We start from the raw sequence: 13,497 nt of genomic DNA, 5'->3' as shown, positions 1-13,497 counted from the left end.
CGCTCCGCCACCCCGCAGGAACCAACACCCCACACTGAAAAGGCCCGATCATGAAGATCATCGACGGATACCGACGCACGGACGGCTACGACCGCACCCTCGGAACCTGACCCCGTGGGAGCACACGTGCGGCCTCCCGGAGCGCGTCGAATCCCCCCGCGTCCGGAGCCGAGTCAGGTGCGCGGCCCCGCCACCCTGATTCCCCAGCACGAGCGCATCACGTTCCTGGCCCGCCTCTCGAACGCGTTCGCCCCTATGGAGGGCATCGTCACGGCCTTCACCGAGGTGCAGGGGTACCTGGTCCTCAACGTGATCCCCCTGGGCACGCCAGGGCGGGTCGTCACGGTGGGGTGCCGCTACTGCCCAGACGGGGCGTGGTGGTTCTACGACACCCGCGCGGGCGAGCCCATCCGGCCGGCGAGCGACACGAAGGTGACGGCCCACCTGATCAGAATCAAGATGGAAGAGGCGGCAGCGGCATGACCTTGGTGGTATCGGACTACCCCCGCAAGCACGTCGGCAAGGTCGCCGAGACCAACGGCATGACCATCGCCGACGGCCCGTGGATCTCCGTGCGCGAGGCGTTCGCCATCACCGGTCTCAGGTCCGGTGTACTCATGCGCTGGGAGGAAGAGGGCCTCATCTCGGTCGCCCAGGACTGCGAGCGGTCGCCGCGGCGGTACCTCAAACCGGAACTGGAGATCGTCGCCAAGCTGGGCACCAACGGTCCGCCGACACTGCGGGCCCTGCGCCACTACCTGACGTCCCGCACCGACAGCGAGCATGACGAAGGCCCGCCGGACAGTCCCACAGGCACCGGCACCCCGATGAGGAACGCCCCCGGCTCGCAAAATTCGGAAAGCGCGGCGTTCCTGGCCGCGCTGGCGAACCTGCTGCGCGGGCAGAAACTCTCTCCCGAGATGCTCAGCGAGCAGCGGATGCGCGTCACCCGGGATGCGGCCTCGCGCGGGCTGGCGATCGAGTGCCGGCGCCGCGCCAGTGACGGTGACCGCTGGTGGTTCACCTGGGGCGGCGGCGTCTGGCTGTGCGAGGCCGACAACCCCACCGAGGCCGTGGTCCAGGTGAAGGCGGCGCTGCGCACGCTGGGAGCACCCTGATGACCGCAAGCGGGCCGATGGGGTACACCGCCAGGCCCGAGGCCATGGGTGCGCTGATCTCCACCCTGTTCGCCGACCGGCTGTTCGAGCACGGCATCCCCTACCTGCGCGTCGGCCTGATGACGGTCTACGTGCAGGACCGCGCAACCGCGGATCTGGCGAGCATGAAGCGCCGCCCCGCCGACGAGGCCATCGGAGCGGCCCTCGGCGTCGTCGCCAAGATGTGGGACGAGGCGATGACCATGCACGGGCTACTCCGCCGGACGATCGACGAGTGCCAAAGGCAGGTCCGTCTCGAACTTGAACAGACCGTGGACGAGCACATCACGCTCGTCAGAAAGGCAACCCAGGCAGCAGAGCGCGGACCGGACTCCCGGGTGGAGCCCGAACGGGCCGAGATCGACAGGCACGACCGGTTGCAGGCCCAGATGCGCACCTTGGGTGCGGACCCGATCCCGCAACGCTCCGGACCGCCGTAGAGATCACGCCCCGAAGCGCGGGGAGGGGCACGCTCCGGGGCGCGGGTCCTGGAACCGCCGGCGCTCGCGCGGTTCCAGGACCCATCCAGGCCCCAGACGAAAGCCGCCACCCTCATCCGTTCCTGTCCGGTCCTCCATCTGGTCAGCCATGCAGCTCTCACCCTCGCCGCTACGCTCGGTGAGGCGCCGTCCACCGTCCCGACATCCCGGAAGACACCGACATGACCATCGTTCCCATGGGTTCGAGCAGCCCTCTGGCGCCCGCCGCCGCGTACTTCGAGAACGCGCTGCCCGAGCGAGCGCTGCGGCTCGGTGGACGCGCCAGCCACCTCGCCCGCGCCTACGCCCGGCGCGTCATCGACACCCTCGCAGCCGTCATGCCCGGCCTGGACATCGAGTACGTCCCCATCGAGACCTCGGCGGACCGGCACAAGGGCGACCTGTCGGAGCTGGGCGGCAAGGGCCTGTTCATGAAGGAGATCGACAAAGCGCTGATGATGGGCCAGATCGACGCCGCCGTGCACTGCATGAAAGACGTCCCCGGCGACGTCCCCCTGCCCAAGGAATTCGTCTTCGCCGCCTACCTCCAGCGAGACGACGTCCGCGACGCCGTCGTCTTCCCCGACGGCTCCAAGCACGCCACCATCGGCGACCTCCCGCCCGGAGCGCGTATCGGGACCTCCGCCGTCCGCCGCAAGGCCCAGCTCCTGCGGACGCGGCCCGACCTCAACGTGCAGCGGTTCCGCGGCAACGTCGTCCCGCGGCTGACCCGCCTCGATGAGGAGCGGGAGGTGGACGCGCTGGTCCTGGCGGGCGGCGGCCTGGCCAAGGTCGGTATGCAGCACCGCATCTCGCAGCTTCTCAGCCTGGACGAGATGTGCCCCGCCATCGGTGCCGGAGTCGTCGGCGTCCAATGCCGCAAGGCCGACGAAGGCATAGTCGAACTCCTCCAGGTCATCGACGACGCCCAGACCCGCACCCACATCCTCGCCGAGCGGACCATGCTGCACGCGCTCCAAGGGCACTGCAACAGCCCCATAGCAGGGCACTGCCACACCACCGACGACGGCCAGCTCAGCCTCATCGGCATGGTGTTCAGCCGCGACGGCGCGACCTTCGCCTACGCCCACGAGTGGGACACCCCCGAACACGCCTACGAACTGGGCGCCTTCGTCGCCGCGAGCCTGACCCGCAAGAACGCCCGAAGCATCATCGCCGGCACCCGCCTGCACTGAACCCCTGTGGCTACGAGATCGTCGGGTTCCAATGGTGCGACCAGCGCACCCTCAACGAGTGGCTTCACCCAACCATCGCCGAACGGGTCCGGCTCACCCTGCAAGCCTAACGGCGAGGCCAAACCCTCTTCACCGAACAGGGCAGGACTCCTGAAAGCTGACCGGGAGATGTTCGCACTCAGAAGTCGACCGTCCCAGTCGGGGGAAACCAGAACGTCCCCTGCGGAGTCCAAGAGGGTGACACGCTCGAATCGTGCCCCGGGAGTCCACGATGCAACCCAGTTCCTCTCGGCCACCGGCGTCCGATGGCCAAGCGCCCCCCGGGGAAGTAGGCGGACCGCGTTTGGTGCCTATTGGCGCAGCATTGGCCGGGGCCTTGGTGATGGCCGTAGTAGGGGCAGCCGGCCTTGTAGTGTCGATTCTGCTGATCCTGGGAACGCCGGGGCTTCAAACTTCCCAAACGGTGCCTCTCGTACAGTTTTTTGATGTGATTAAGCTTGCGTTCGCTGCAATTGCTGGGGTGGGTGGAGTAATCGCGTTGGTCGTTGCCTATCGGCGGCAGCGTGTAACTGAGGCAGCGGCTCGCCTGGAGCACGCCAAAGAGGACCGCGAAACAACCCGCCTATTCAACGAGCGTTTTGCCGCCGCATGCGGTCAACTAGGAGACGAGAGCCCGGCGGTCCGGCTGGCGGGGGTCCATGCCCTTGCCGGGCTGGCCGACGACTGGCCTGCCGGTCGCCAAACCTGTATTGATGTTCTCTGTGCTTACTTGCGGATGCCCTATGAGGAGGAACCTCCGGCCGATGCCACAGTCGAACGCTCGATCCGCTTGCGTTCGATGGGCGAGGTACGCCGAACGATCTGGGCAATCATCGGCACGCATCTGCGAGGCGGAGCGGGTTCATCTTGGACAGGGCATAATTTCGACTTCACGGGCGCTGTGATCGACTGCGACGTCCCGTTCTTCGACATCGAAATCTCAGGTGGCGTCATGACTTTCAACAGCGCTCGCATCATCCGCGGCAACGTATGGCTCCACAATGCCAAGCTCTCAGGCGGCGAAGTTGTATTCGCCAACATTGAACTACTCGGTGGAGAACTTTCGTTTCAAGGCGCCATCTTCGAGGGTGGCGTCATCTGGTTCGTTGGAGCAGACTTTTCGGGAGGCGAGCTATCATTTGGCTTGACTCACTTCTGCGGCGCAGAGGTTTGGTTTCCAAAAGCACAATTCTCCGGAACCGAAGTATGGTTTGACCGTGTCCGCTTTTCCGCAGGAAAAGCATACTTTGGGGACGCGCAGATTTGTGGCAGCGAAATCACGTTCGAAGAAGCACGGTTTGAGGGCTGCGAAGTCAACTTGCGCGCTGCGACCGGCGTCGACGTTACCGCTCTTGGCCTACCACCTTCGGCACCGGGGCTCCTGCTCCCAGCAGGCACGTAACCCGCCACCGCGCGCACGGGGCCGCACCCGCCACCGCGCGCACGGGGCCGCACCCGCCACCGCGCGCACGGGGCCGCACCCGCCACCGCGCGCACGGGGCCGCACCCGCCACCGCGCGCACGGGGCCGCACCCGCCACCGCGCGCACGGGGCCCGGGTGGCGTTCCGCCTACCCGGGCCCTGTCGCGCGTCGTGCTGATGTCCTGCCGGTCTACCAGCGGCGTTTGATGCCGCCGCCCATGAGTCGGCACGCGCGCTCGTCGTCGCCGTCCAGGAAGATGACCGGCAACTCGGTGACGCCGGTCTGCCGGGCCTTGTGGATCCGGTGCCATCCGTCGATCACGATCGGTGTCCGCACCTCGGGGAGCGGCACGGCCAGCAGCGGGCGGGACAGGTCCACCGTTTCCGCGTAGTCGTGGTCGATGCGGATGAGTGCGCCGAGCGCGCCGATCTCCGACACGTTCGCGAGCGTGACCGGGTAGCGCGTGGCCGCCCGTGCGGCGAGCGTGACGTCCCATGCCCACCCGAGCAGGACGAACACCTGGTCGCAGGGGTCGTGTTCCGTGTCGTTCGAGGTCGTGCCGGTCGTGTCACCGGACATGTAGCGTCTCCTTCGTCATGACAACCTCATTGCGTGGGTGGGGTCGTGAGACCCCGCGTCATGACGGGGCGGACGGGCTGCTACCCGTCCGCCCCGCCTATGGGTCACGCGGCGTTCGTGCTGTCCGCGTCGCTTCCGGTGTCCGTGCTGGTGGTGGCCGGGCTGGCCGCGCGGAAGCGGCGGGGCCGCTCACAGGTCAGGACGGCCTCGCCCCGTCCGACGAGGGTGTCGAGGGCGTTGGCGACGGCCCCGGATGACCGGTCCAGGACTTTGGCGATCTCACCGGGCGTGAATTCCAGGTCGGGGAACGCGTTCAGGTGCCCGGCGACCAGGGGCCGCAGCGGCGACGGTGCGCCACGGTCGCCGGTCGCGCGTGGCGTCCGCGTCCCGGTGCCCGTGCGGGTGCCGGTGGTGGCGCGCGTGGTGCGGCGGACGCTACCGGCGTAGCGCGCGATGTCTTCCATGCCGTTCGCGATCCGCTCGTCGTCGTCGGCCGCGATCGCGGCGAGGGTGGTGGTGACCGTGCTCAGAAGGTCGGTCAGGATCACGCGGGCGGTTTCGCGCTGCTCGGCCTTGCGCAGTTCGGCGTCGACCCGTGCGCGCCGTTCGGCCTCCTCGTCTTGTGCCTTGCGCAGCGCGTCGGCCGCCGCCGCGCGCCGGTCGGCCTCGTCCGACAGGACTTGCATCGCGGTAGCGAGGGTGTCCGGTGAGATGACGCCCGTCCCGGTGGTGGCGTCCGGTGCGGTCGTGGTGTCGGTGGCCGTGTCGTCCGCCGGGGCGGACGGGGCGGCGTCACCGGTCCCGGTGGTGGCCGTGGGGGCGACCGGGGACCACACGTCAGGGGTACGGCCCCGACCGGTGCCCTCACCGGCCGCCCGGACCGCGCGCCCGGCGTCGGCGAACGCTGTCAGGGCTTTGGTCACGGTCGCGCGGCTGGTGCCGGACGCCTCGGTCAGCGCGGTCACCGTCGCGCCGTCCGGCGCGGCGTTCAGCGCGTCCCACACGGCCCCGGCCGCCCCGGTCGGGCGTCCGTCCGCCGTGCCGTTCGCCGGGGCGGTGGTGGCCGTGTCAGCGGTCGCGGTGGTGTTGGTGTTCGCCATTGTTTTCTGCCTCCTGAATTGCGGACGATTCGGCGGGGCTTTCCCGCCCGGCGTCGTCCGCCATGACGACCATTTCTCGACGTCACGGCGAATGCAACACGGAGCGCCGACGAATTTTGTCGCCGGAACGGCTGGAGAGGCTTACCTCAGTAAACAATAATTTAATGATCGGACCGGCCCTGGCGGCCTTGGCCGAAGCTCGGCACCAATCCTCGAACGTCATTGCGTCGGACTCGCGCGTTCTGGCTCGGCATGTCGGGAGGAGTCGACTCGTGCCGTGAGGCGGGCGTTTCTCGTTCTCCTTCCATGCGGCGGCAGTGCCGCTGGTGTCCATGAAGGCTTTAGTGGCTGGCAGGGAAAGGCGGGAGGTATTTGCCCACAGGAAGTCGACGAAGAATTTTTTCTTGTGAGCGAGCACCCCCTATGCATGTTCCCCTTGGGGGATATCCGGGCGCACCGCCGCCCCACCCGGGGCGCGCGTTGACCTGCGGCGACACCGATGACAGGGCGGGGTGCCCATAGACAACCCCCCGATCACTCCCCCGATCGCACCCCCGGTTGCCCAGCTACTTCGGTCTCGCGGACGAGCAAAGGTCCCGCCCGCACCTGACCAAGGTGCAGACGGGACCTGGGCTTGGCCCTAGCCTGGAGGGCGGGACCAGCCTGGTTTGGACAGGCTGGTCCCGCCTATGCGGCCGGGTTGACCGGCGTGACCTGCGGCGGGTCGTCGTGCGGCTTGTCGACGCAGATCAGGTCCGCCCAGACGGTGTGCCCCTCACTCGGGTTTCCGTGGACGCCGAGCATCGCGGCGAGCTGTGAGACGGCCCGCAGCCCTCTCCCGCCCTCGCTCTCGACCGGTCCGTTGAGCGGGTCGTGCCTCACGGTCGGGAAGCCGCCGCCACCGAGGTCACTGACGCCGACGTAGGCCAGGCCGCCGTGGACCAGCTCGACGGCGAACTGCCCGCCGTGCTGGCCCGATCGAGTGTGGCGTACCGCGTTCGAGGCGAGTTCGGTCACCACGAAGCCCACGTCCGAGGCGATCGTGGTCTCGGCGAACAGGAACATGGCGAACTGCCGCGCCAGTGGAATTTGATCCGCCCGCCCTGGGAAGACGCGCCGCCAGGACATCGACGCGCCCATCACCGAGGCCGTGGGTTCCAGGTTGAATCTCGGCATTCCTTGAATCCTCCCGATCGGCCACCCCGCCGCCGCATTCTTATTAGCGGCGAATTCACGTGGCGAACCGGTCACCATCAAGGAACAGCTCGCATCGATTAGTCAAGCCGGGAATACTCCTTCATCGAAGCAGTGCACTTGATGCACAACATGCGCAAACTTCCAGATAATCCTGAAGTGGAGTCCACCGGGTTCGATGAAGTCCGGTTTACCTGGCGCCGGTCGGCGCTGGTGTGTTGATGGAACAGATCCGCGGCGATCCGCGCGATCGGCCGATCGGACTTCAGCGCGAGCCGCACGGCCCGGTCCCGGAGTTCTTGGGGGTACTTGCGTGGTGCTGCCATCGCGGTGATTCTCCTCCCTGCCAGCCAAGATCATGACTGGCTTGAAGGGCTTCATCGAACCCGGTGGACTCCAGTGGCCGCCCGGCCCGGCTTTTGCTGTGTGTGGGTGTGTTGTGCTCGTGGTTACGCCTGGCGGGTAGAGCGGCGGAGGGCGGGCGCGTGCGGGCGTCGTAGAAGCCCCACCGGGACACTCCGAGCGCAAGACAAGCCTGCTTGACCGGGATGCCCTCAACCGCCAACTCGGCCACGAGGGCGAACCGGGCTTTTGGCGGCACCACCTGCTCGACCGCCGCGGTGGCCTTGCGCAGGATCTTCACCTCGTTCCCAGCCCAGCAATCCGCGCTCGGGCCTCGGCCAAGGCAGCCGACTCGATCGCCTCCGGACTCGGCGACGTCAGACCCCGGTCGATCAGCAGCGACCACCTGCCGGTGGCGGCCAGAATCCGCTGCTGAACACCGCGCCGCAGGGAAGCCGGCCCCGCAGGCCAGGCACCCCAGAGAGGCGACTACTTGACCCATAGGTCAAAAATCCTGCTACCGTAACGCCATGGGGAGGCCGAAGCAGTTCGATCCGGACGTGGCGGTAGAGCGCGCGATGGACGTGTTCTGGCGGAAGGGGTACGCGGCGACGACACCTCAGGACCTCGTGGACGAGATCGGCATCGGCAAGGGCAGTCTGTACAACACCTTCGGCAGTAAGCACGCATTGTTCGAACGGGCGCTGGCACGCTACCGCGACTCACAGGCCGCTTGGCTGGCGGAGCTCCTCGACCATCCCGGTTCGGCGAAGGACCGGCTGCGGGGCGCCCTGGTCGCCCTGGTCGATCTCGACTTGAGCGACCGGGATCGGCGCGGCTGCATGGCGGTCAACACCGCTGCCGAGTTGGCTTCCTCGGATGCCGGGACGGCCGACATCGTGCGCAACATGTTCGCGCGTACGGAGAGCGCATTCCGGGCGACCGTGGAGGAAGGCCAGCGGGCCGGCGAGATCGACGGCGGACGCGACGGGGAGGCGGTGGCTGCCTGGTTGCTCGCAACGGTCATCGGCATGCGAGTAATGGCGAAGACCGCCGAGGACGCCACGCAGTTGAGGCGGGTCGTGGACGCGGCGATGGAGGCACTGTAATCAGCCCTGTCGGGGGTGATGGATTTTTCGTGGGCAAATTTTGTACTTTCAGTTCAAAAATCTGCAAGGAGGAGTCTGACATGGAACTCGATCTCGTCGGGAAAACAGCGGTCGTCACCGGAGCCAGCCGAGGTGTCGGCCTTGCGATTACGCGGCAGCTCATCGCCGAGGGGGTCCGAGTGGTCGGCGCGGCCCGAACGATCACGGCCGAACTGAAGGGGACCGGGGCTCACCCGGTCGCGGCCGACCTGAGTACACCGGAAGGCGCCGAGCAGTTGGCGGCGCAGGCACTCGCCGAACTCGGCGGCGTGGACATCCTGGTCAACAATCTAGGCGGCGGAGACGCATTCGCCCTGGATGGATTCCTCGCGACCGACGACGCCCTGTGGGCACAGAGCTTCGAAGTCAACCTGTTCGGGACGGTCCGGGTCTCCCGCCGACTGCTGCCGAGCATTGTGGAACGCCGCGGCTCGGTGGTGAACATCTCGTCGATGAGTGCGCGCCTGCCGGGCACGGGCCCGATCGAGTACGCCGCCGCGAAGGCGGGCCTCAACGCGTTCGGCAAGGCGCTGTCCGAGGAGTTCGGCCCCCAAGGCGTACGCGTGAACACCGTCTCCCCCGGCCCGACACGTACCGGCATGTGGGAGGACGACAACGGCTTCGGTGCCCGCCTCGCCGAGGCGAACGGCGTCGAGCACCGCGACTTCGTGGCCGGGGTACCCGCAGCGATGGGCATGACGACCGGCCGCATGGTCGAACCCGACGAGGTCGCGGCCGTCGTCGCGTTCCTTGCCTCAGACCGCGCGGCGAGCATGACCGGCGCCGACTACCTCGTTGAGGGTGGCGGCATCAAGGCGGTGTGAGACGCATGCCGGCGCCCTATACCGCTCCCACGACGAAGAGTGGAAGATGATCTTACTTAGCGTGGAGTCCAGGGTAGCGGGGGGCTCACGTTCCCGCTGATCAAAGAGTTTCGTCGGTAGCCCATATCCACAGGCTGCTGACCAGTCACTGTCGAACTACAAGCGTTGACGACAACCGCGGACGCCTTGAGGATCTCGGGTTGGGCGCCGCTGCGGCCCGTAGGTTGGCGGCTGTGAGCGGCTCGCCGTGCCCGCGAACGGTGCTGGACAACTCCATCCCGTCCGCGTGCGCCTGCCGGGCCGGGCTCATTGAACCAGGGTGAGCAGGTCAGGTCGCTGATCACGTAGCCATCTGGTGATCCATGCGCCGTCGGTTTCGGCGAGCCCGAGGGACGGGGCGTCGATGAGGCGACGCAGCATCATCAGCGGCAGCAGCGCAGCCAGTGCGTCCTGGTCGACGGCGTCCTGACCGTAGCCGTCCAGGAGGGGCCCGGGTTGCGCGCCGCGCGGCATGTCGACGGCCAGTGACCAGGCGAGGTCGAGCATCGGCGGCCCGGCCTCGGTCGCGCCCGGGTCGAGCAACCCGGTCAGGACGTCGCCGTCGAACAGCGCGTTATGGCAAACGGCGACGTCGCCATGGATCGCGGTGATGGGGAACCCTCGGCATGCTGCGTCGAAGTGTTCGGCGAGGGTCGGGTAGGCGTCTGGTCTGGAGGTCCGCGCCCAGCCCAGCAGGACGCCCAGCGCGCCGGGATCGTCCAGCCGCAGGCTCTCGCCTGGCGGCCGGAAATGCCAGAGCCGGAGCTGGCGTCCCAGGTCTCGCTGGCGTGCGGGTGTCGGACGGTCCGCAGGCACGCCCGGGAGGCGTTCCAGAACGGCCCACCACGCCTCCCCGACCCTGCCCGCGTCCAGCAGACGAGGCGCCAGGACGCCTGCCGTGGCGCGTAGTTCCTCAAATGCGCGGACGGTCTCCAGTCGTTCGTGCAGCCGTCGGCGCACCTTCACCACCGTCCGCGCGCCCGGCACGACGCCGTCGGAACCCAGCGTCGCCAGCGCGGCGGCGAGGTCGCGTGGGCCATCGAATGCCGGGCTGGCCAGTGCGCCGCGGATCGCGGCCTCCACGAGGGTCTCGGGCACGCGGCCGGTCGGGATCAGCGCGCGGCGGTCGCCGACGTCCAGGGGCCCGCAGATCGGTACTTGTAGCCGGGACAAAGCCTCCGACCAGCGGCGTTGCGCCGACTCGGGATCGTCCAACCACTCGATGGCCGCGAAGTCGGCGTCCAGACCGGCCCATGACCGGGTGACCGGCCCCCAGACCGGAAGGCAGTCCTCACCCAGCCTCCGTGCGGTCCGTGCGGCCTGCTGGGTGCGTCCGCCCGAGGCGTCCAGCAGGACCTGCAACGCCTCGACGGGCAGCAGTTCACGGGAGGCCCCGAGTTCACCGAACCTTCGCGCCGCCGCGTCCAGCAGATCGGCGGCGGTGTGGCGCTCGCCTCGCAGCGCCCGCGCCATCGCCTCGGCCATGTCGCACTGGGCGAGCCCGATCGCTTCGCCGGCCGAGCTGTTGAGTTCACGGGCGCGGCCAAGAAGCGACAGCGTGCGGTCGGGGTCGAACCACATCAGCGCCAGCAGCAGATGCCGCAGCGCGCGAGCTTCCCACAGGGGCGCGTTGGCCTCCCGTGCCGCCTGCAACGTCGATTCGAAGAAGCGAGCAGCCTCGGCGAACCGGGCGCTCTGCAGGTGGGCGTGGCCGAGAAGGTCAGCGGCCCGCACCTCGTCCGGCCCGGCCTGGGACGCGCCGTCCATCAGCCGCGACACAGACCGGTAGTCGCTGCGGCGTAGGGCATTGTCGGCAAGGCCGAACCGCGCGCTCGCCCCGATCAATGACGTGGCCTCGATCCCGGACAGATGGTCGGCGGCCTCCTCGACCTGGCCGACGATGTGCGCGCGGCTCGCCAGCTCGTGCCGGTAGTAGTCCGCGAACGGCCCGTCGGGTTCACCGATCAGCTCGCGCAGTTCGCGGTAACGGTCCTCGGCGTTCATATCGCCGCGTGCGGTCAGCCGCGCCACGGCGGTCAACCGGTCCAGCTCCGGCGAGCCCAGCCGCGGCAGGGACGACAGGACTTGCCAGTGCCCGAGAACCGTGAGGCTGTAGGCGACATCACCGAGAGACTCCGGTGCCAGCCGATGCTCGTCCGCGGCATTGAGGACCAGCAGGAACGCGGCCACGCATCGCCTGCTCCGCACACCCAAGGGCAGCGGATGGTCGACGTCGTCGTCCCATACCGCCAGCGCGGCATGCGTTAGATGCTCGATGGCGCGTTCGGCGTTGCGGGTGCGTTCGGTCTGTGTCCAGCCGTCGTCGGTGTCGGCGTCGCAGTCGATGACGCTGCGGCGCAGGTTCTCGTGCAGCCGGTACGGCGGCCACACCGTCTCGTCGCGGCGGACGAACGGGCGCTGCACGAACCTTTCGATCTGCCGCAGCCGCAGATGCGGCAGCACCGCGTGCAGGACGTCCTCGTCGAACGCCTCCAGCAACGACGCGGTCCGCAACAGGTCGCGGTCGGTCGCGGACAAATCCCGCATCGTCCGCAGCACCAACTCGGGAAAGCCCAGCCCGAACACCTCCAGGGGCGGCAGTTCGTCCCGCGCGAGGTACTGCCCGAACAACTCCGCCGACAGATCCAGGTACAGCGGGGACCCGCCCGACCCCGCGATGATCCGCTCCCGGATTGCGGGCCCGATTGCCGGGGTCCCGTCCACGGTGAGCCGTGCCGTCAGATACGCCTCGGCCGATGCCTGGTCGAACCCGCCGAGCCCGAGCTGGTCCTCGTCGGCGAGCCCCGGCCAGCGCCGCTCGCCGCCGTAGGTCAACGCGACGGCCTTGCCCGGGTCGTGCCAGCGCAGCGCGAGCCGTCCGGCCGCGATGAACACCACGTTCGGCATCAGGTACACCAACCGCGAGACCAGGTCCTCCAGGCCGCCGCGTTCGGTGGGTGGACGCTGGACGTTCTCCAGCGTGTCCAGCACGCACAGCGCCAGGGACGGCTGTTTGCGCCGTGCTCGTTCCAGGTCGGCGGCCAGTAGTACCGGCATGTAGCCCAGCATCCGGTCCGGGTCCTGCTCCCCGAGGATCGGATCGAGAGCGGGCAAGTCCGCGCGCAGCCGTTTCAGTCGGGCCTTCTGCGTCGCGGTCCTGCCGAGCAGGTTCAGCGCCCGGTAGGCCACCGATAGCGCACCGAAACCGCCCAGGAGCTGATCGACGGCGGCCCCGACCTGGTCGGCGACGCCGAGGGACTCCGCCGTGGTCTCCTTCCGCAGGAACGCCGTCAGTGACTCCCCCGGGTGCTTGCGCTGCCAGTAGACGGCCAGCGCCACATCGAACGCGGGCCACGACCTGGCCAGCGGCGCCAGGGCGGCACGCACCCGCAGCAGAACGGCCTCGAAACTGGAACTGGCAGGGTCGGCGAAGTCCAGTACCGCATGCGCGCCGCGCGGCGGAAGGCCGTCCAGCTTCCCGGTCACCGCCAGTTCCGCGACGTGCCGGGCCAGCGTGGACTTACCGATCCCGCCCTCGCCGGACACGGCGATGAGGTTGGACGCCGGCCGCTGGAAATCGAGGAGTTCCTCGACGGTCCACGACCGTTCGGCCAGTTGCGCGAACCGGTCCCGAAAGGCTCGGATCGGCCCTTCCCGGTCGGTGAAGACATGTTGGACTTCGAATGGAGCGCGCGGCCCGTAGCTGAAGAACTGGTCGACGTCCACGCCGATAGCCGACCACATCCCCTCCGCCGAGACAACGTCCCTTCCTGCCCAGGCCCGACCGGACGCTCACACAGAAGTTCCCTCGGACACCTGTAGAGCGTCTCGGTGGTGACCGGGTCTGGTCGGTGGGGACTGTACGGTTTTCGGTGTAACTCCTGATCAAGGAGTGACACCTGATGATGACTGAAGTGAAGACGGAGGCCGTGGTGGCCGAGCCCGACGAGAAGCGCGGTCCGGTGGCCGTGGTCGAG

The 13,497-nt window shown here is 68.4% G+C and carries 12 protein-coding genes; 7 read left to right on the top strand and 5 right to left on the bottom strand.

Annotated features, from left to right (window positions below; translation table 11 throughout):
* Nucleotides 1-177 precede the first annotated feature (177 nt).
* The 5 genes from SM418_RS31035 (at nt 178) to SM418_RS31015 (ending at nt 4,273) form a co-directional block, all read left to right on the top strand.
* Nucleotides 178-483: a hypothetical protein gene (locus SM418_RS31035; protein WP_371944854.1), complete on the top strand. Its 306-nt coding sequence runs from the start codon at nt 178-180 to the stop codon at nt 481-483.
* A complete protein-coding gene (locus SM418_RS31030; RefSeq protein WP_371944853.1) occupies nt 480-1,118 on the top strand; it encodes a hypothetical protein in 639 nt (212 codons plus the stop codon). The genes SM418_RS31035 and SM418_RS31030 overlap by 4 nt, the downstream gene beginning before the upstream one ends.
* Nucleotides 1,118-1,597 carry a hypothetical protein gene (locus SM418_RS31025; protein WP_371944852.1) on the top strand — a complete coding sequence of 160 codons (480 nt, stop codon included), beginning with the start codon at nt 1,118-1,120 and terminating at the stop codon, nt 1,595-1,597. Before SM418_RS31030 ends, SM418_RS31025 begins: the two co-directional genes overlap by 1 nt.
* Nucleotides 1,598-1,833: 236 nt before the next feature.
* The gene (gene hemC / locus SM418_RS31020; RefSeq protein WP_371944850.1) at nt 1,834-2,832 is read left to right on the top strand and encodes a hydroxymethylbilane synthase; all 999 of its coding nucleotides are present in this window, start codon (nt 1,834-1,836) and stop codon (nt 2,830-2,832) included.
* A 412-nt stretch (nt 2,833-3,244) separates the two neighbouring features.
* Nucleotides 3,245-4,273, top strand: a complete 1,029-nt coding sequence (locus tag SM418_RS31015; RefSeq protein WP_371944848.1) for a hypothetical protein — start codon at nt 3,245-3,247, stop codon at nt 4,271-4,273.
* A 210-nt stretch (nt 4,274-4,483) separates the two neighbouring features.
* On the opposite strand, the gene SM418_RS31010 is transcribed toward SM418_RS31015, so the two are convergent.
* The 4 genes from SM418_RS31010 to SM418_RS30995 form a co-directional block, all read right to left on the bottom strand.
* A complete protein-coding gene (locus SM418_RS31010) occupies nt 4,484-4,873 on the bottom strand; it encodes a ParB N-terminal domain-containing protein (RefSeq protein WP_371944847.1) in 390 nt (129 codons plus the stop codon).
* A gap of 104 nt (nt 4,874-4,977) precedes the next feature.
* Nucleotides 4,978-5,973, bottom strand: coding sequence for a hypothetical protein (locus SM418_RS31005; RefSeq protein ID WP_371944846.1), 996 nt, complete (start codon nt 5,971-5,973; stop codon nt 4,978-4,980).
* 82 nt (nt 5,974-6,055) lie between these two features.
* Nucleotides 6,056-6,391, bottom strand: a complete 336-nt coding sequence (locus SM418_RS31000; RefSeq protein WP_371944845.1) for a hypothetical protein — start codon at nt 6,389-6,391, stop codon at nt 6,056-6,058.
* A gap of 269 nt (nt 6,392-6,660) precedes the next feature.
* Nucleotides 6,661-7,149, bottom strand: coding sequence for an ATP-binding protein (locus SM418_RS30995; RefSeq protein WP_371944844.1), 489 nt, complete (start codon nt 7,147-7,149; stop codon nt 6,661-6,663).
* 890 nt (nt 7,150-8,039) lie between these two features.
* Between SM418_RS30995 and SM418_RS30990 the strand changes: the two genes are divergently transcribed.
* Complete coding sequence (locus tag SM418_RS30990; RefSeq protein ID WP_371944843.1) at nt 8,040-8,618, top strand: TetR/AcrR family transcriptional regulator; 579 nt, start codon at nt 8,040-8,042, stop codon at nt 8,616-8,618.
* A gap of 80 nt (nt 8,619-8,698) precedes the next feature.
* Nucleotides 8,699-9,481: an oxidoreductase gene (locus SM418_RS30985; RefSeq protein ID WP_371944842.1), complete on the top strand. Its 783-nt coding sequence runs from the start codon at nt 8,699-8,701 to the stop codon at nt 9,479-9,481.
* Nucleotides 9,482-9,787: 306 nt separating this feature from the next.
* Here the strand turns inward: SM418_RS30985 and SM418_RS30980 are convergent, their stop codons facing one another.
* Entirely contained in the window at nt 9,788-13,246 is a 3,459-nt protein-coding gene (locus SM418_RS30980) for a hypothetical protein (RefSeq protein WP_371944841.1), read from the bottom strand.
* Nucleotides 13,247-13,497: the final 251 nt, after the last annotated feature.

Origin of the sequence: Actinomadura chokoriensis (assembly GCF_041463665.1) — a bacterium.
Lineage (GTDB): Bacteria > Actinomycetota > Actinomycetes > Streptosporangiales > Streptosporangiaceae > Spirillospora > Spirillospora chokoriensis_A.
The sequence above is the reverse complement of the archived record's forward strand: the minus strand, read 5'-3'. Positions and strand labels throughout refer to the sequence as shown.